The 18,305-nt window shown below is 71.8% G+C and carries 16 protein-coding genes; 10 read left to right on the forward strand and 6 right to left on the reverse strand.

Going from position 1 to position 18,305, the window contains the following annotated elements:
* Window position 1: 1 nt before the first annotated feature.
* Entirely contained in the window at window positions 2-559 is a 558-nt protein-coding gene (locus BU204_RS05845) for a helix-turn-helix domain-containing protein (RefSeq protein WP_075124510.1), read from the reverse strand.
* A gap of 104 nt (window positions 560-663) precedes the next feature.
* On the opposite strand from BU204_RS05845, the gene BU204_RS05850 reads away from it, so the two are divergent.
* Window positions 664-1,401 (forward strand): FG-GAP repeat domain-containing protein, encoded by a 738-nt coding sequence (locus tag BU204_RS05850; RefSeq protein WP_143229324.1) that lies wholly within the window; start codon window positions 664-666, stop codon window positions 1,399-1,401.
* A 69-nt stretch (window positions 1,402-1,470) separates the two neighbouring features.
* Here BU204_RS05850 and BU204_RS41080 read toward each other — a convergent pair whose 3' ends face one another.
* The 3 genes from BU204_RS41080 to BU204_RS05865 form a co-directional block, all read right to left on the reverse strand.
* Window positions 1,471-1,866, reverse strand: a complete 396-nt coding sequence (locus BU204_RS41080; protein WP_075124615.1) for a GntR family transcriptional regulator — start codon at window positions 1,864-1,866, stop codon at window positions 1,471-1,473.
* Window positions 1,863-2,720 carry a hypothetical protein gene (locus tag BU204_RS05860; RefSeq protein ID WP_083661024.1) on the reverse strand — a complete coding sequence of 286 codons (858 nt, stop codon included), beginning with the start codon at window positions 2,718-2,720 and terminating at the stop codon, window positions 1,863-1,865. The genes BU204_RS41080 and BU204_RS05860 overlap by 4 nt, the downstream gene beginning before the upstream one ends.
* Window positions 2,721-2,824: 104 nt before the next feature.
* The gene (locus BU204_RS05865) at window positions 2,825-3,733 is read right to left on the reverse strand and encodes an alpha/beta hydrolase (RefSeq protein ID WP_075124512.1); all 909 of its coding nucleotides are present in this window, start codon (window positions 3,731-3,733) and stop codon (window positions 2,825-2,827) included.
* Between the two features lie 72 nt (window positions 3,734-3,805).
* Here BU204_RS05865 and BU204_RS05870 point away from each other — a divergent pair, with 72 nt between their 5' ends.
* From BU204_RS05870 to BU204_RS05905, 8 genes are all read left to right on the forward strand, one after another.
* Entirely contained in the window at window positions 3,806-4,564 is a 759-nt protein-coding gene (locus BU204_RS05870) for a TetR family transcriptional regulator (protein ID WP_075124513.1), read from the forward strand.
* Between the two features lie 267 nt (window positions 4,565-4,831).
* Entirely contained in the window at window positions 4,832-5,524 is a 693-nt protein-coding gene (locus BU204_RS05875; protein ID WP_075124514.1) for a polysaccharide deacetylase family protein, read from the forward strand.
* A gap of 220 nt (window positions 5,525-5,744) precedes the next feature.
* Window positions 5,745-7,082, forward strand: coding sequence for a glycoside hydrolase family 43 protein (locus tag BU204_RS05880; protein WP_075124515.1), 1,338 nt, complete (start codon window positions 5,745-5,747; stop codon window positions 7,080-7,082).
* 20 nt (window positions 7,083-7,102) lie between these two features.
* Window positions 7,103-8,536, forward strand: coding sequence for a family 43 glycosylhydrolase (locus BU204_RS05885; protein ID WP_083661025.1), 1,434 nt, complete (start codon window positions 7,103-7,105; stop codon window positions 8,534-8,536).
* Window positions 8,537-8,618: 82 nt separating this feature from the next.
* Window positions 8,619-10,178 (forward strand): amidase, encoded by a 1,560-nt coding sequence (locus tag BU204_RS05890; protein WP_075124618.1) that lies wholly within the window; start codon window positions 8,619-8,621, stop codon window positions 10,176-10,178.
* A 30-nt stretch (window positions 10,179-10,208) separates the two neighbouring features.
* The gene (locus tag BU204_RS05895) at window positions 10,209-11,597 is read left to right on the forward strand and encodes a hypothetical protein (RefSeq protein WP_083661026.1); all 1,389 of its coding nucleotides are present in this window, start codon (window positions 10,209-10,211) and stop codon (window positions 11,595-11,597) included.
* Window positions 11,598-11,629: 32 nt separating this feature from the next.
* On the forward strand, window positions 11,630-12,883 hold the full coding sequence (locus BU204_RS05900; protein ID WP_075124516.1) for a cytochrome P450: 1,254 nt from the start codon (window positions 11,630-11,632) through the stop codon (window positions 12,881-12,883).
* Between the two features lie 185 nt (window positions 12,884-13,068).
* Complete coding sequence (locus BU204_RS05905) at window positions 13,069-14,322, forward strand: cytochrome P450 (protein WP_083661051.1); 1,254 nt, start codon at window positions 13,069-13,071, stop codon at window positions 14,320-14,322.
* Between the two features lie 39 nt (window positions 14,323-14,361).
* Here the strand turns inward: BU204_RS05905 and BU204_RS05910 are convergent, their stop codons facing one another.
* Entirely contained in the window at window positions 14,362-15,480 is a 1,119-nt protein-coding gene (locus BU204_RS05910; protein ID WP_075124517.1) for a serine hydrolase domain-containing protein, read from the reverse strand.
* A 240-nt stretch (window positions 15,481-15,720) separates the two neighbouring features.
* On the opposite strand from BU204_RS05910, the gene BU204_RS05915 reads away from it, so the two are divergent.
* Entirely contained in the window at window positions 15,721-17,334 is a 1,614-nt protein-coding gene (locus BU204_RS05915) for a methyl-accepting chemotaxis protein (RefSeq protein WP_075124518.1), read from the forward strand.
* 324 nt (window positions 17,335-17,658) lie between these two features.
* Here the strand turns inward: BU204_RS05915 and BU204_RS05925 are convergent, their stop codons facing one another.
* Window positions 17,659-18,282 (reverse strand): TetR/AcrR family transcriptional regulator, encoded by a 624-nt coding sequence (locus BU204_RS05925; protein WP_075124519.1) that lies wholly within the window; start codon window positions 18,280-18,282, stop codon window positions 17,659-17,661.
* Between the last annotated feature and the right edge of the window lie 23 nt (window positions 18,283-18,305).

An 18,305-nucleotide genomic window follows, 5' to 3' on the forward strand; every position in this document is an offset into this window, starting at 1 on the left:
GCTACCGGCTGAGCCCCGCGCTGACGGCGCGCGCGGCGTGGCGGACCGCGGCGCTGAGCGATCCGGGTCTACCGCCACCGACGGCGGCGGCGAGCATGGCGATGTCGCGCCCGGTCGGCGCCAGGACCGGAGTGCTGACGAACTCCATTCCGCGCGGTACGAGGCCGCCGGGGCTCAGCAGCAGCACGTCCTCCGCCCTGGTCAGGCTGGCCGCCGCGATCAGGTCGTCGTTCTGGCACCGGACGGTGAGCACGGCGCTGGTTCTCGTGGTCGCGGCGAGCTCGTTGAGCGGCCGGCGAACCGCGGTGAGCAGCTGGGGGTAGGGCTCCCAGGCCCTGGCGAGCCGGAAGACCCGCGAACCCACCCGGTACAGCCCCTCCGCGCGCGCCACGACGCCGAGCGCCTCCATCTGCCCCAGCAACCGGTGCGTCGTCGCCTTGGGGATACCGCAGGAATGTGCGATCCAGGTAATCCCAACTCCATCCGAATGGCTGGCAAGTGCATTCAACAGAGTGAATGACCTGCCAAGCACACTGCTTTCCAACTGCACCTGGTCCATGTCTTCGCACCTCCAGGGGTGGCGATCAGCCGAAGGAATATCTCGGGTCCATTCAGTGGAACAAACGGTTTTGAGACTCCGGCTCGGGCAGGACACTGCTCGACATGAGCAATATCAGGAACAAAGTAGCGGTTCTGGCCACGGTGGCCGCGACGCTCGTCGTCGGTTCACCCGCTGGATTCGCCGACATCGCCCCGAGGTCGTCCGCGGCCGCGGGCGGTCTGGTGCCGCAGCGGTTGGCGGGGGATTTCAACGGGGACGGTGTGGACGACGTCGCGGTCTGGCGGCCGAGCAACGGCACGTGGTACGTCCAGAACCAGTTCACCGTTTCCTGGGGTACTGCCGGTGACATTCCGGTGCCGGGGGACTACAACGGGGACAACATCACCGACATCGCGGTATGGCGACCCAGCAACGGCTACTGGTACGTCCGCAACCAGTCCACCACCCAATGGGGAGTCGGCGGCGACATTCCCGTACCCGGCGACTACAACGGGGACAACACCACCGACATCGCGGTATGGCGACCCAGCAACGGCTACTGGTACGTCCGCAACCAGTCCACCACCCAATGGGGAGTCGGCGGCGACATCCCCGTACCCGGCGACTACAACGGGGACAACACCACCGACCTCACCGTCTGGCGACCCAGCAACGGCTACTGGTACGTCCGCAACCAGTCCACCACCCAATGGGGAGTCGGCGGCGACATCCCCGTACCCGGCGACTTCAACGGGGACAACCGGACGGACCTGACCGTGTGGCGACCCAGCAACGGCTATTGGTGGGTCCGCGACCAGTTCACCACCCAGTGGGGCGTGGGGGGAGACGTCCCGGTCTAGCTTTGAGGACACTCTAGGGCGACGGACCGCCGGTGGGCCCAGGACGCCGTGGCCCACCGGCGGTGCGCGTCAGCGTTCGTTCGCCGTGCCGTCGGCGCCCTCGAACGCGGCGACCACGGCGGCGATCGCGTGCTGGAGGTCCGCGCCCGCGGCCCTGGCTGCGGCCGCGTAGGCCGCCGCGGCGGATCCCAACGGCTGGAGCCGCGGCCCGGGAGGTGCCGCGGCCACCTCGGTGCCGTTCCGGCCGGCGGTCCGCAGCACCCCGACGCTCTCGAGCTCGCGATAGGCGCGGGCGACCGTGCCGGGGGCGAGGCCGAGGTCGCGGGCGAGCTGTCGGACGGTGGGCAGCCGGGCGCCGACCGGGAGGCGCCCGGCGCCGACGAGCCACCGGAGCTGGTCGTGCACCTGACGCCAGGCCGCCAGCCCGCTGTCCGGGTCGACGGTGATCCGCGGCGCGACGTTCACGCGACCCGCGCGAGGTGGCCGGCGCGCCGCGGCGGCGTCGCCACCCAGACCCACGCCGGCCCCGCGACGACGAACAGCACGACGACGACGATCTCGCTCGCCGAGTCCACGACGAGGACCCAGCCCGGCGGCGGCAGCGGGTCGGGCCCGAACGACAGGCTGCTCAGCAGGCTCAACCGGTTGTTGGCCAGCACCACCAGGTGCGTCAGCAGACCGATCCCCGCCCCGACGACCACCCGGGCCGTCCTGGCTCGCAGGACGGTGTCCACCACCGGGTCGGCGACCGTCTGACGCCGCACGGCGAGCCGCACCACCCCGAGCACCGCGGCCAGGCACAGCACGGTCCCGGAGACGACGAGCCACCCCGGCGAGCTGCCGATCTCCGCCCGGACGTCGTCGGAGACGAACGAGGTCCAGCCGCCCGGTTGCGGGACACCGTTGGGCGGCAGCCCGGCCACGACCCGGTCGGCCCACGGCTGCGCGGCAAGACCGACGCCCGCGAGGACCAGGGCCAGTGCGGCCGCCCCGAGCAGCAGCGCCATCGGCCACCGGGGTACGAGGTCGCGCCAGCTCCGCCGGGCCAGCACGGCGACCCGCACACCACGGATCTGCCGCACCGCCGCCGCGGTCTCGGCCAGCAACAACGCCGCGACCAGCGACATGACCAGGCGGAACAGACCGGGTACCGCGATCGGCTCCCCGAACCAGCCGAACACCATGCCCACGGCCGGCGCCAGGACCAGGAACGTTCCGAGCCACAGCAGGCGCCGGACCAGCAGGTGCCGGGCCGCGACGTGACACTGCTCCGGGCTCGGGTCGGCGATCCCCCATCGCCGCAGGAGACGCTTCCCCACCCGGCACCTCCGAGTTTGTATCAATGCATTGATACAAACTATGCCAGCCGCCGGTGGCGATGGGAAGGCGAACGGCGCCCTGCCAACGGGCTGGGCCCCTGGCGCTACGCGAGCGCGTCGCGCAGGAAGGCGGTCTGGTCGGCGATGACCTCGTCCTGGGTGGGGCCGTAGTAGATCTCGAAGTGCGTGCCGGGATAGCGGCGCAGCTCGCCCCTCGGCGCCCGCGCCACCGCCGCCCGCAGGAAGTCGACTGGGATGTCCGTGTCGCCTTCGGTGGCGCAGACGAGAAGCGGCGCGGTGAGCCGCTCGAGGTGGCGACCGGGCTCGTAGCGGGCGAGGGAGAGCGCCGCGCGCGGGGTGAACTCGTTGCGCCACAGGACGTTCTCCAGGCCGGCGGCGTCGACAGCTCGCCGTGCCGAGGGGTCGGTGAACATGGCCCCGCTGCCGGGCTCGCCGACGACGGGCACCAGCAGCGGCGGCGCCCCGCGCCGTGCCCCGCGCGCGTCGCGGACCGCGGCGACGGTCAGCTTCACCGAGTTCCACCGCAGCGCGTGGCTTAGCCTGCGCCCCCACGGCCGGCCGTCGCCCAGCCACGGAACCTGCGCGACCACGGCGGCTACCGCGGGGTCCTCCGCGGCCACCGTCACGACATGGCCACCGCCCAACGACGACCCCCACAGCGCGATCCGCCGCTCGTCGACGGCCGCGTGCCCCCGCGCGTACCGGATGGCGGCGCGCCAGTCGTCCAGTTGTGCGGGGATGTCCAGCAGCTGCCGGGGCCGGCCCTCACTCGCCCCGAAGTAGCGGTAGTCGAACACCAAGGCCGCGAAACCGGCCTCGGCGAAGCGCTGGGCGCGGTACAGCAGGAACTCCATCGTCCCGGCGAAACCGTGTGCCATGACCACGCAGGACAGCGGTCCACCTGCCGGTGCGGGCGGCTCGTACAGGTAGCCGGCGCAGTCGACACCACCCGACCCGAACGCGACCTTCGTCCGTCGTACACCCTCGTCCACGCGCCCTCCCACCGTTACTTTACCAAGGGTCAACACACTAGCTGGATGACCGACCGGCGGTAAAGTGGGCTGGTGCCCGCCGCGGAGAAGCCATCGAGGGAGGACGTGCCCGGCCGGATCCTGGCCGCGGCACGGGAGCTGTTCGCGGCGGTGGGATACCGGGCGACGTCCATGCAGCGGGTCGCGGAGGCGGTGGGTATCACCAAACCCGGCCTCTACTACCACTTCCCGGCCAAGGACGAGATCCTCCGCCAGCTCACCGAGCCCCTGCTCGACGAGCTGGAGGCAGCCCTCGCCGACGCGGAGCGCCACCCCGACCCCGAGACCGTCCGGTGGCAGGCGCTCGAGGGCTACCTCGACGTCTGCATCCGGCACCGGGAGACCCTGCTGATGCTGGTCCGGGACATGTCGTTGCTGGTGGAAGCCCCGGTCGCGCACCGCTTCCGAAGCGCCGTGGCCCTGGCCAACGACCTCGTGGCCGGACCGACCCGGGACCTCGCCACCCGCGTGCGGGCAGCCCAGGCGGTAGCCGGCCTGGGTGACGCGGTCATCCTCTTCGCCGAGGAGGACCCCGGCGAGCTGCGCGAGCACGTCCTCGCCGGGGTCCGGGCACTGCTGGCACCGGCGCGTCCGGCCCCGCCGAGCGCGCCGGACCGGGGACGACCACGCGGCCGCCGAGGAGGCCGACCGCGACTGCTCGACCAGGAGCAGGTGGACCACATCCGGCGGCGCTACGCGACCGACGGGCACACCGTCGAGCACATCGCCCGGGAGCTCGGCGTGTCCCGCGCGACCGTGTACCGGTCCCTGAACTCCTCTTCTGAGACATAGATTTCAAAACATCGGGTCGACAAGCGACACCGAAAATTCCGCCACCTGATCTTCCTCGTCGACGCCCTGACCGCAACGAGCTTAGAGCGAACGACAGACCGAACCATCTACCAGGAAAAACACAGGTATGAATATTCCACCGGCGACCAATACTTCCGAAAGTTTACCGAAAGTCGTTGACAGCAGAGCGCAGTTGAACCAACACTGGCGGTACCGACAGGGCGCCTCACTGTCCATCGCTCGTGCCGCACGAGGAAGGACTCCGCGATGCGAAACACGTCACTGCTGCCGAAACGCGCACTCACGGGACTGGCCGTCGCCGCGATGGCCATGGCCGGTGCGGCCGCCCCGGCGGCGGGAGCCGCCGGGACACCCGGCGCGGCCTGCAACGGGTACGTCGGCCTCACCTTCGACGACGGCCCGTCCAACAACACCCCGGCCCTGCTCAGCGCGCTGCAGCAGAACGGGCTGCGGGCCACGATGTTCAACCAGGGCCAGTACGCGGCGTCCTATCCCCAGCACGTCCGCGCCCAGGTCAGCGCCGGTATGTGGGTCGCGAACCACAGCTACACCCACCCCCACCTGACCCAGCAGAGCCCGGCCCAGATCGAGTCGGAGATCACCCGCACCCAGCAGGCCATCGCCAACGCCGGCGGCGGCACGCCCAGGCTGTTCCGGCCCCCGTACGGCGAGACCAACTCCACCGTGCAGTCCATCGCCGCCCGGCACGGCCTGACCCAGATCATCTGGGACGTCGACTCCCAGGACTGGAACAACGCCAGCGTCGACGCGATCGTCGCGGCCAACGCCCGCCTCACCAACGGTCAGGTCATCCTCATGCACGAGTGGCCGGCGAACACGCGTGCCGCGATCCCGCGAATCGCGCAGGTACTGGCCAGCCGCAACCTGTGCGCGGGCATGATCTCGCCCCAGACCGGCCGGGCAGTCGCCCCGAGCTGAGCCGGCGAACCGCGGCCAGCGCCGGACGCGGTTCCACATGGACGGTGGTGGCCCCGTCGCGACACCGGGGCCACCACCTTCTCGATGTTTGCGCTCACATGATCGGCTCCGCTCCCGTGCTGAGCGATGGGCCACGGTTTCTCTTGCCACAGCCGTTCGGCAGCCGTCATAGTGTTAACGCTCACTCCGGTTTCACTTCCAACGACGCAAGGAGCCGGACATGCGTTGGCGTGCCCGGCGACGCTTCGCGCTCGCCGCCCTGACCGCGCTCGCCGCGACCGCCGTGCTGGTCGTGAACCCGCCTGGCGCCCAGGCCGCCGGCCCCGTTCCGCACTACGTGATGACGGCGTTCACCAACAGCAGCGAGTCGAACATGTACGTCTACGACTCCGCGAACGCCACGAACTTCAGCCTGGTCCGGGCCAACGCGTTCACCCCGCCGTCCGGGCTGATCCGCGACCCCAGCGTCATGCGCCACACCGACGGCTACTACTACGTCGTCTACACCACCGGCTGGACCGGTGACACCATCGGCTTCGCGCGCAGTGCCGACTACGTGACCTGGACGTTCCTGCGCAACGTGCGGGTAGGGCTGAACGGGGCGACCGGCAGCACCTGGGCCCCGGAGTGGTTCAGGGACAGCGACGGCAGCGTCCACGTCGTCTACTCGGCCTCCACCACGGGCACCGCCGGCCAGTTCCGCCCCCACCGGGTGACCGCGACCAGCGGCGACCTGTCCACCTGGTCCTCCCCCGTCGCGCTGGGCATACCGGCGAACTACATCGACAGCTTCCTGGTCAGGATCGGCGGGACCTACCACAACTTCCTCAAGAACGAGACCACCAAGTACATCGAGCACGCCACCGCGACCTCCCTCGACGGCCCGTGGACGTTCCGGGGCACCGGCAACTGGGCCGGCTGGGGCTCGGGCCTGGAAGGGCCGGCGGTCGTGCAGCTGCCGGACGGCCGGTGGCGTGTCTACTTCGACCAGTACGGGCAGCAACGGTACTACTACGCCGACAGCACCGACCTGTTCTCGTTCGGGGCCAAGGTCGAGCTTCCCGGTCTGTCCGGCACCGCGCGGCACTTCACCGTGCTGCGCGAGACCTCGGGCGACAGCACCACCGTGCCCACCGGGAACCGCTCCCTGCGGTCGGCCGATGTCGCCGAGGGCTACCTGCGCCACCGCGACTACCTGGCCTACGTCGAACCGGTCGGCACGGCGGCCGACCGGCAGGATGCCACGTTCACCGTCGTCGCCGGTCTGGCGAACGCGGCCTGTGTCTCGTTCCGCTCGCTGAACTTCCCCGACCGCTACCTGCGCCACTACGCCTTCCGCGGGCGGCTGGACGTGAACTCCGGCGACGCGACCTTCGCCAGGGACGCGACCTTCTGCGGCAGAGCGGGCCTGGCCGGCGGGGTGTCGTTCGAGTCCTACAGCCACCCCGGCCGGTACCTGCGCCATGTGGGTGGCGAGGTGCGTGTGGACCTGTACACGCCGGGATCCGCGTTCGCGGGAAGCGCGTCGTTCACCGTCACCGTGCCCCTCGCCCCCTGACTCTCCCGAAAGGACGGACGATGAGGACGATCCTCGCCCGCGTGGCGGCAGTGCTGGTGGTCGCACTGGCGGTGGCGCTCCCGACCCCGCCCGCTACGGCCTCGCCCGCTGCCAGGTACACCAACCCGATCGCGGAGCGGCGCGCCGATCCGCACATCGTCAAGCACACCGACGGGTACTACTACCTCACCGCGACCGTCCCCGAGTACGACCGGATCGTGCTGCGCAGGGCCACCACCATCCAGGGCCTGGCCTCGGCCCAGGAGACGGTGATCTGGCGCAGGCACACCAGTGGCGAGATGGCCGCGCACATCTGGGCGCCGGAGATCCACTTCATCAACGGCCGGTGGTACGTCTACTTCGCCGCGGGCCGCTCGGACGACGTCTGGCGGATCCGCATGTACGTCCTGGAGAGCTCGGCGGCGAACCCGCTCACCGGCTCGTGGGTCGAGCGCGGGCGGATCAGCACTCCCTGGGACACCTTCGCGCTCGACGCCTCGACCTTCGTCGTGGGCGGCGTGCGGTACCTGGTCTGGGCCCAGCAGGAGCCGGGGATCTCGACGAACTCCAACCTCTACCTCGCCCGGACGGGATCCACGCCGTGGACCATCACGGGGACGGTGACCAGGCTGTCGGTGCCAACGCTGGCCTGGGAGACCCGCGGGTACAAGGTGAACGAGGGCCCGAGCGTGATCCAGCGCGGCGGGCGCGTGTTCCTCACCTACTCCGCGAGCGCGACCGATGCCAACTACTGCCTGGGCATGCTCACCGCGTCGGCGAGCGCGGACCTGCTGAACGCGGGATCCTGGACGAAGAGCCAGAACCCCGTGTTCGCGTCCAACGACGCGACCGGCCAGTACGGACCCGGCCACAACTCGTTCACCGTGTCCGAGGACGGCCAGAGCGACATCCTCGTCTACCACGACCGCAACTACCGCGACATCAGCGGCGACCCCCTGAACGACCCGAACCGGCGGACGAGGGTGCAGAAGGTGTACTGGAACGCCGACGGCACGCCGAACTTCGGCATCCCGGTCCCGGACGGCCCGACACCCGTCCGGCTGCGCTCCTACGATCTGCCCGACCGTTTCGTCCGCCACTACGACTACCGCGCCCGGGTGGACGCCAACGTGAACCCGCTGGCGGACTCGCAGTTCCGGGTGGTGCCGGGGCTGACGGGTTCCGGGACCGTGTCGCTGGAGTCGGTCAACTTCCCCGGCCACTACCTGCGCCACCGCGACTTCGAACTGTGGGTCGACCGCGACGACGGCGGTGCGGTGTTCCGCGGGGACGCCAGTTTCGTCCAACGTCCGGGCCTGGCCAGCGCGTCCGGGGTGTCGTTCGAGGCGCAGAACTCGGCGGGCCGGTACATCCGGCATTCCGGCGGCATGCTGTCTCTCCAGCCGGTCACCGACGCGGCCGGCCAGGCAGCGGCTACGTTCGTCCTGGAGTAGCGGCGACAGGCGGTCCGCGAAAGTCCCCGCCCGGTGGGACGGTTGACGGTGTGGTGTTCACGCGCTTAGCTGCGATGTGCGGATCTCACGGTTGATCTCGGTCCTGCTGTTGCTCGCCGTGGCGCTGGGGGTGCCGGTGCCGGCCGGGGCGGTGGCTGGGGTAGGGCGGCCGGCGCTCGACCTCGACGGGATGACGATTCCGGAGCTGCAGGCGCTGATGGACCGGGGCCGGCTGTCCTCGGTCCGGCTCACGCGGGCCTACCTGGACCGGATCCGCACCGTCGACCGGAAGGTGCACGCGGTCCTCGCCCTCGATCCGACGGCGCTCGCGCAGGCGGCGGCCAGCGACCTACGCCGACGCACCGGGCACACCCGCGGTCCGCTGGACGGGATCCCGATCCTGCTCAAGGACAACATCGACACCCGCAGGCTCACCACGACGGCCGGCTCGCGGGCGTTGCTGGCGGCCCCGCCGCGCGCGGACGCGACGCTGGTCCGCAGGCTGCGCGCCGCCGGCGCGGTCATCCTCGGCAAGGCGAACCTCTCCGAGTGGGCCAACTTCCGCAGCACCAACGCGACCTCCGGCTGGTCTGGCGTCGGGCTCCAGACGAACAACCCCTACGTCCTGGACCGCAACCCGTGCGGGTCCTCGTCGGGCTCGGGGGCAGGGGTGGCGGCGGCACTGGCCCAGGTCGCGATCGGCACCGAGACCGACGGGTCGATCGTCTGCCCGGCCGGCGCCACCGGCGTCGTCGGTCACAAGCCCACGCTCGGGCTGGTCAGCCGCACCGGAATCGCGCCGATCTCGGCCGAGCAGGACACCGCCGGGCCCATGGCACGCAACGTCGTCGACGTGGCGATCACGCTCTCCGTGCTCCAGGGGCGCGACCCGGCGGACCCGGCCACCTCCGCCTCCCCCGACGACCAGCCGAGCGACTACGCCCGGCTGCTGCGACCCGGCGCGCTGCGCGGCGCGCGCATCGGCGTCTGGCGACAGGCCGGCGCCGACCCCGACGTCGACCGGATCGTCAGCCGGTCGGTCGCCACCCTGCGGTCCAGGGGAGCGACCGTGGTCGAGGTCGAGATCCCCTACCGCGAGGAGGTCAACGCGGCCGAGTTCCCCGCCCTGCTGACCGAGTTCGCCCGCGACCTGCCCGCCTACCTCGCCGGGCGGCCCGGCGTCCCGCACACGATCGCCGAGCTCGTCGAGTTCAACCGGCGGGACCCCGTCGAGCTGAGCCGGTTCGGCCAGGAGCTGTTCGAGCAGGCGTTGACCGCGCCCGGCACCGACGACCCGACCTACCAGCGGCAGCGGGCGACGGCCACCTCGCTGGCCCGGCGGTCCATCGACGAGACGATGGCCGCCCACGACCTGGACGCGATCGTCTCGCCCACCAACGGCCCGGCCTGGCGCACCACCTACGGCAGCGGCGACGAGGGTTTCCTGCTCTCCTCCTCCGGCCCGGCCGCCGTGTCCGGGTACCCCAACATCACCGTGCCCGCGGGCTACGCGGGTGAGCTGCCGATCGGCCTCTCGTTCTTCTCCGCGCGCTGGGCCGACGCCACCGTGCTCGCCCTGGCCGCCGCCTACGAGTCCGCCAACCCCGTGCGCCGCCCGCCGAGGTTCCTTCCGACCACCTGAGACCCTGTCCCCACCGACGTTGGGAGAGCCGTGCGTACCCCTGTCCTCCACGCCGCGCTCATCGCCACGGCCCTGGTCACCACCCTCGCCGCCACGCCGGCCAGCGCCCACCCGGGGCGCCTGCCGATCGTGTTCGTGCACGGCAACGCCGGCTCGGCCGCGCAGTTCGAGACGCAGTTCCAGCGGTTCGCCAGCAACGGGTACCCGACCGAGCTGATGTTCGCCTACGAGTACGACACCAGCGTGCCCGACAACACCGCGGCGGTCGCCGACCTGGAGCCGTTCGTCGACGACGTGCTCGCGCGCACCGGGGCGTCCGCCGTTCTGCTCGCCGCACACTCGCGGGGCACCGGGGTGAGCCAGGCCTACCTCGCCGACCCGGCCCACGCGAGGGAGGTCGCGAAGTACGTCAACCTCGACGGCCGGAGCGCCGCCGCCCCACCCGGTGGCGTGCCGACGCTCGCCGTCTGGGGTGAGTGGCAGTCGCCGCCGGACCCCGTTCTCGGCACGGTCGGCTTGGTCGAGGGCGCCCAGAACGTCTACAACAGACAGTTCGGTCACACCGAGACGGTGACCGCGGCGAAGACGTTCGTCGACATCTACCGCTTCTGGTTCGGCCGCTCCCCGGCCACGACGCGGGTCCTGCCCGAGCGGCGGATCGAGGTCGCCGGCCGGGTCGTGCTGTTCCAGCAGAACGCCGGCTATGCCGGGGCGCGGCTCGAGGTGTGGCCGGTCGACGCCGCCACCGGCCGGCGCCGCGGGCCCACCCCGGTAACCACCACCGTGATCGACGACGGCGGCGCCTTCGGCCCGCTGCGCGTCCGGCCCCACCAGGCCTACGAGTTCGCCGTCACCCGCGAGGACGGGTCGGTGGACCACTTCTACCAGCGCCCGTTCATCCGGGACGACTACTTCCTGCGCCTGAACACCGCCCGGCCCGGCACCGGCCTCGAGGCGTTCACCAAGCACGACCCTCGCCACGTGAACCTCACGATCGTGCGGGGGCGCGAGCTGTGGGGCGACCAGCCCGACAGCGACGTGCTGACCGTGGACACCCTCGGCGACGGCGTGCCGCCGCTGAACGTGCTCACTCCCGGGGTGGCGCCCAGGACGGGTCCTGGTGGCCCCGGCGGTAACACGGGCGAGGTCAACGCGCTGTTCCTGACCGACGTCGGCGCCCGCACCGCCACCGGCTACGCCGACCCCGACCAGCGCACCGACCTCGGCAAGAACCAGCTCTTCCCGTTCGACAACCTGACCTTCCTCGCCGCCGCGGACGTGTATGTAGCGGCCGACCCCGGCGCGCACCGGACCGTCCGCCTGGTCATGGTCCCCCGCGGCGACCGGCCGACGACGGTGCTCAACGTCCCCAACTGGCCCTCGGACACCCACCGCGTCTCGGTCGCCCTCCCGGACTGAGTGCACTACCGTCCACATCGGAGGAGAGGCCGATGGCCAGCACGGAACGGGTACCGGACTACGACATCACCAGGGCGGCGGGCTGCCCGCTCGACCCGGCCCCGGCCCTGCGGCAGGTCCCGGGCCCGCTGTCCCGGGTCCGGCTCTGGGACGGCAGCACCGCCTGGCTGGTGACCGGGCACGCCGAGCACCGGGCACTGCTCGCCGACCCCCGGGTCAGCGTCGACCGCACCCGGCCCGGCATGCCGAGGGTCACCGAGGGCGCCGACGGCGCGATGACCGACGCCGAGGCCAGGCGGATGGCGGAGCTGGCGAAGCAGCGGTCCGTCCCCGGGCTCAGCTTCATCCTCAAGGACGACCCCGAACATGCCCGCCTGCGGCGGATGGTCACCGGGGCGTTCTCGATCAGGCGGGTCGAGGCCATGCGGCCGGCCGTGCGGACGATCGTGGACCGGTTCCTGGACGAGCTGACCGCCGGCCCCAGACCCGTGGACCTGGTCGAGGCGTTCGCGCTCCCGGTGCCCTCGCTGGTGATCTGCGAGCTGCTCGGCGTTCCCTACACCGACCACGGGTTCTTCCAGGAGAACAGCACGACCATCATCAGCCGGAGCTCGACCGCCCTGCAGCGGTTCGAGGCGATGGGCAACCTGGGCGAGTACCTGGACGAGATGGTCGGTCGGCGACTCGTCGAGCCCGGCGGGGACCTGCTCTCCACGGTGGCCGAACGGGTCAGGACCGGTGAGCTGCCCCGCCAGGAGGCCGTCGGGATGGCCGTGCTGATGCTGTTCGCCGGGCACGAGACCACGGCCAACATGATCGCGCTCGGCACGCTGGCGTTGCTGGAGCACCCCGACCAGCTGGCCGTGCTGCGCGACACCGACGACCCGCGGCTGGTCGCGTCGGCGGTGGAGGAGCTGCTGCGCTACCTGACGATCACGCACGGCGGGCTGATGCGGGTGGCCGTCGCCGACCTCGAGCTGGCCGGCCAGCTGATCCGGGCGGGCGAGGGAATCATCGTGGTCAGCGAGACCGCCAACCGGGACCCCGCCGTCTTCCCCGACCCGGACCGGCTCGACCTGCGGCGCGACGCCCGCCAGCAGGTGGGCTTCGGGTACGGGCCGCACGCGTGTGTGGGCCAGCCCCTGGCCAGGATGGAGCTGCAGGTCGCCTACCCCGCCCTCCTCCGGCGCGTCCCCACCCTCCGGCTGGCCACCACGCTGGACCAGATCCCGTTCAAGCAGGACGGTTTCGTCTACGGCGTCCACCACCTGCCCGTGACCTGGTGAACCGGGTTCCAAGTGGACCGAACGAGCGGGGTCGCGCCGGGTAGGGTTCGGGAGACCCACCGGCGGACGGGAGGACGCACGTGACGACCACGAGGCCGGCCCCGGAGGAGCGAGCGGCACGCGTTCTGACCCACCTGGGCACCCGCGCGGGCGAGGTGACCAGGCCGTTGGTGCGGTGGGGGTTGATGCACGGTCTCCCACGGACCGCGCTGCGGCTCGCGGCCCGCCGGGGCGACCCCCAGGCACGGCTGTTCGTCGCGGCCGGTGCCTCTCCCACTCGGGCGATGGGCGGGCTCTTCGACGAGATCCGCGACCTCGGCCCGCTCCCCGGCGGCGTGTTCTCCCGCGTCACCGCCGACTACGCGGTCGTCCGCGAGGTGCTGACCAGCAACGACTTCCGTACCGGGGTAGGACCGGGAGGAGGGCTGTGGGGCCGGTTGGCGCGATGGTCGGCCGCGGACTTCCTGCACCCGGTGGCGCCGCCGTCGTTGCTCGTGACCGAGCCGCCGGACCACACCCGCTACCGCAAGCTGGTCACCCGCGTGTTCACCGTGCGCGCGGTGGAGAACCTGCGGGAACGGACCGAGCAGATCGCCAACGAGCTGCTCGACAGCCTCGACCCGACCGGCCCGGTCGACCTCGCCGCCACGTACTGCAGCCTCCTCCCGGTCACCGTGATCGCGGAGATCCTCGGGGTGCCGGCCGAACAGCGCACCCGCGTCCTGCGGCTGGGCTCGGCCGCCGCGCCCAGCCTGGACATGGGGCTGCCCTGGCGGCAGTTCCGCGCGGTGGAGAGCGCGTTGCGCGCGTTCGACAGCTGGCTGAGCGAACACCTCGACCAGCTCCGGACCAAGCCGGGCGACAACCTGCTCAGCCAGCTGGTCGCGGCCCGCGAGGACGGCGTCGGTCTCACCGACCTCGAACTGCGGGCAACGGCCGGCCTGGTGCTCGCGGCCGGCTTCGAGACCACGGTCAACCTGCTCGGCAACGGCACGGCCCTGCTGCACGACAACCCCGAGGAGCTGGCCGCGCTCCGAGCGGACCCGACCCTGTGGCCGAACGCGGTCGAGGAGATCCTCCGGGCGGACCCGCCGGTCATGCTCACCGGCAGGACGTGCGTACGCGCCACCGAGGTGGCCGGCGTCGCCGTGCCGGCGGGAACGTTGGTCACGACCATCCTCGCCGGCGCCAACCGCGACCCGGCGGTCTTCACCGAGCCCGCCCGCTTCGACGTGCGCCGCGGCAACGCCCGCGACCACATCTCGTTCTCCACTGGGCGGCACTACTGCCTGGGTGCCGCCCTGGCCAGAATGGAGGGCGAGGTGGGCCTGCGCACCCTCTTCGAGCGCTTCCCCGATTTGCGCCTCACCCCGGGCGCCACCTACCGCGACACCCGCATCCTGCGCGGCTACGAGCACCTACCCGCGATCCTCACCTAGTCGTCCTGCGGGTCGCAGTGCTCGCACCGGCACGCCCCGCTACTGCTGCTCCACCACGCCGAACATCTCGCAGACCGCGGTGTCGACGGCGGCGTCGAACAGGGGCCCGGTCCTCGGGTCGAGGTCTGTGGACAGGAGCAGGACGGCGCTCCGGCGGCCGGAGCGGTCCTGGTAGGCGATGCTGGTGTAGCCCGGGAAACTGCCCGAGTGGCCCCACACCGTGCCGCAGCGGGTGTCGACGAAGAAGATGCCCAGCCCGTATCCGCCGTCCCGTTCCTCGACGGGCACCGTGGTGAGCAGCTCACGGGTCAACGCCGGGGACAGCAGCCGCCCGGACAGCAGGGCACGGTAGAACCGGGCCAGGTCCGGGGCGGTGGACACCAGGGCGCCGGACGCCCCCGCGGCGCTCGGGTGCCAGCCGACCGTGTCGACGTAGCCGCCGCCGGTCAGCGCGGGTGGTCGGTAACCGTGCACGTGGCCGGGCCGCACGCGCGGGCTGGTCGCGAGGAAGGTGTCGGTCAGCCGCAGGGGGCGGGTGATCCGCTCGGCCACCAGCCGCGGCAGCGGCCGGCCCGTTGCCGCTTCCGCGATGAGGCCGACGAGCAGGTAGTTGGTGTTGCTGTAGGACCAGTCCGTGCCCGGCGGGAACGTCGGCGGGTGCGAGGTGGCCCAGGCGACCAGCTCCTCGGCCGACCACTCCCGGCCCGGGTCGGCGAGGAAGGCCGCGCGCCACGCGGGGTCGGCGGTGATGTCGAAGATTCCGCTGGTGTGGTTGAGCAGTTGTCGCACGGTGATCGCGGACCCGCCGGGAACGAGGCCGGGCAGCCAGCGCTCGACCGGGTCGGACAGCCGCAGCCGCCGCTCCCCCACCAGCTGCAGCACCACCGTCGCCACGAACGACTTGGTGATGCTCGCGACCCGGAAACCCCCGTCGGCGTGGATCGGGGTCGGCGGGTCGAGCACGGCGACGCCCCTGGCGACGGTCCGCACCCGCCGGCCGTCGTCGACCCTGGCCACCACGCCCGGCGCACCGGCGGCGACCAGCGCGTCGAGCGACCGGTTCAACGGGTCCCCGGAACCCCGAACTGGTGCGGCCGCCGCCGCGGACGGCGCGGCGGTCAGCGCCGCCGCCACCAGAACAACAAGCCACCTGCGCATCTGCCAGTCCCCCTCGTGTGCCGGTCGGTGCCCACAACACACCCCGGGACGGGCCAGGCGGACATCGGGGACCTCCCGGAGATGTCCCCGACCCGCGCCCTGGCCGCCCGCTCCGGCCCGGCCCGGCCCGCGCGAACACCTCCGCACACCCGCGTGACACCTGACACGTGAAGGTCCACTCAGCTCGTCGGGTGGAAGTCCGATGCTCACAGGCGGTCTAATCATCTGACGAGGAGCGAAATGTCCCTCCGTAACATCAGCGTCGGCAAGCGGCTGGGCGGTTCCTTCACCGTGCTCGTCGTCCTCATCGTGGTCGCGGCGAGTGTCGGGTGGTGGGGTACGCAGCGCCAGGCCGACGTCGAGGAGCGCATGGACCAGCTGCGCCTGGTCCAGGACGACCTGCAGGCGAGCCGCTACGACGCCGCCGACATCACCGGCTGGCAGGGCCTGGTCGTGGCCGACGCCGCCACCTACGGGCCCGACGCCGCACTCGGTTCCGAGGGCCACAACCGGCAGGGCGAGCTCGAGGCGAAAAAGACGCTGTACGCGAACCTGGAGAACGCCCACGTCACGTACATGACCGACGAGGAGCGGACCGAGTTCGAGAAGCTGCGCCCGGCCTGGGACGAGTGGTTCGAGTGGGACGACAAGGTCGTGGCGTGGCTCGCTGAGGGCACCCTCGCGGCCCGCACGCTCGCGCTGGACGCCATCAACGAGGGCGACGCGAGCGCTGCCTGGTCCACGGCACTGGAGGTCACCGAGAAGGTGACCACTTCGGTCGACGCGCGGATGGCCGTGCTCAAGGACGAGGCCAACTCCGTGCGCGCGGCCAGCCAACTGATGCTGCTCGCCGCGCTCGTGCTGGCCGTGCTGGCCGGCGTCGTACTCGCCGTGTGGGCCACCCGTTCGGTGGTCCGCCCGCTGGCGTCGGTGCGCCGCGCCCTGGAACGACTCGAGCAGGGTGACCTGACCGTCGAGGTCGGCCTGGACACCCGGGACGAGCTCGGCCAGGTGGGCCGGGCCGTGGACAACACCGTCGCGTCGCTGCGGGGCACGGTGTCCCGCCTGAGTGAGCACGCCGAGTCGCTGGCCACCTCTTCCGACGAGCTGTCCCGGGTCTCCTCCGGGATCGCCTCCTCCACCGAGGATGCCAACGCCCAGGCCGGCCGGGTCGCGGAGGCCGCCGCGCAGGTGTCGCGGAACGTGGAGACGGTCGCCAGTGGCGGCAACGAGATGGTGGCGGCCATCGGCGAGATCGCCAGCAATGCGGGCGAGGCGTCCGGGGTGGCCGCGCAGGCGGTCGCGGTGGCGGAGGCGACCAACGCCACGGTCACCAAGCTCGGCGTCTCGTCCTCGGAGATCGGCAGCGTGGTCCGCACCATCACCTCCATCGCCGAGCAGACCAACCTGCTCGCGCTGAACGCGACTATCGAGGCCGCCAGGGCGGGCGAGGCGGGCGCCGGGTTCGCGGTCGTGGCGGGCGAGGTCAAGGAGCTGGCCCAGGAGACCGCCCGGGCGACCGAGGACATCGTCGGGCGGGTGGAGGCCATCCAGGCCGACACCTCGAACGCGATCAACGCCATCGAGGAGATCGTCACGACCGTCAGCCGCATCAGCGACTACCAGATCGTCATCGCCGCCGCCGTGGAGGAGCAGACCGCCACGACGAACGAGATGAACCGCAACGTCGCCGAGGCGGCGGACGGCAGCCGCTCGATCGCCGAGAACATCGGCGGGGTCGCGGCCACCACCGACACCACGACCACGGCCGTGCGGCAGTGGCAACAGGCGGCCACCGAGCTGGCCGGGATGAGCGGTGAACTGCACGAGCTGGTTGGTGGGTTCCGGCTGTAGCAGGGTGATGACGTACGCCGCCGCTCCGTAGGGTGTCCGCCTGGCCCGCCAGCGGGCGGTGATCGGGGAGGAACACCAGCTCCTCGCGCCCGCCCTGCTCCGGTCGCACATGCTGTCCCTGCAGTACGGGCAGGTGCGCGCGGGCGAGACGACCAAGAAGGTCGGTGCGACCACCGGTGGGCTGATCGGCGCGTCGGGGTTTCGACTCCAGGTCCTATCCCGACGCTGGGTTGTCGAACGAACCCTGGCCTGGATCACCCGCCACCGCCGCTGCGCCCGCGACTACGAGGGACTCCCCCGCATACCACGGTTCGAAACAGGCTCTCAGCCGTAGTGGCGGCACTCCCCCGGCAGAACGCCCGCCAGCGCACGCTCCAACTCGGCCAGCACGACCGGCGCGGGCAGCGCCGGGTCGAGGTAGGTGTGCAGGCCGAGCCCCTCGACGAGGGCGAGCAGCCCCACCGCCGCCGACCGGGCGTCGGTCTCGGCGGGGACCTCCCCGCACTCCTTCCCGTTGGTGATGGCCTGGGCGAGCTGGTCGCGGATGGCGGCCTCGGTCCGGTTGCGCACGGCGGCGAGGTCGGGCAGGTCCACGGCGCGGGCGGCGAACGCGAACGCGACGCGCCACTCCGCGCGCCGCGCCTCGTCCAGCGGCAGTCGCTCGGCGAGGCTCTCCCGCAGCGCCAGGCGGATGCTGCCGCGGTGCGCGGCGAGCTCCTCCGCCCGGTGCAGAGCGCGCGCCAGCATCCGCTCGGTGACCCGGGTGTACGCGTACCGGAGCAGGTCGTCCTTGCTGGAGAAGTAGTGCTGCACCAGGCCGACCGACACGCCCGCCTCGGCCGCCGCCCTGGCCATCGTCACCCCCTCGAAGCCGCGCTCGGCGATCAGCCGTTCGACCGCGTCGGCCACCTGGCGGCGCCGCGCCAGGTGGTACTCCTCGGTGGCCATCGGTCACTCCAGGAACTCGACCA

The organism is Actinophytocola xanthii, from assembly GCF_001921205.1.
In the GTDB taxonomy this organism is placed as follows: domain Bacteria; phylum Actinomycetota; class Actinomycetes; order Mycobacteriales; family Pseudonocardiaceae; genus Actinophytocola; species Actinophytocola xanthii.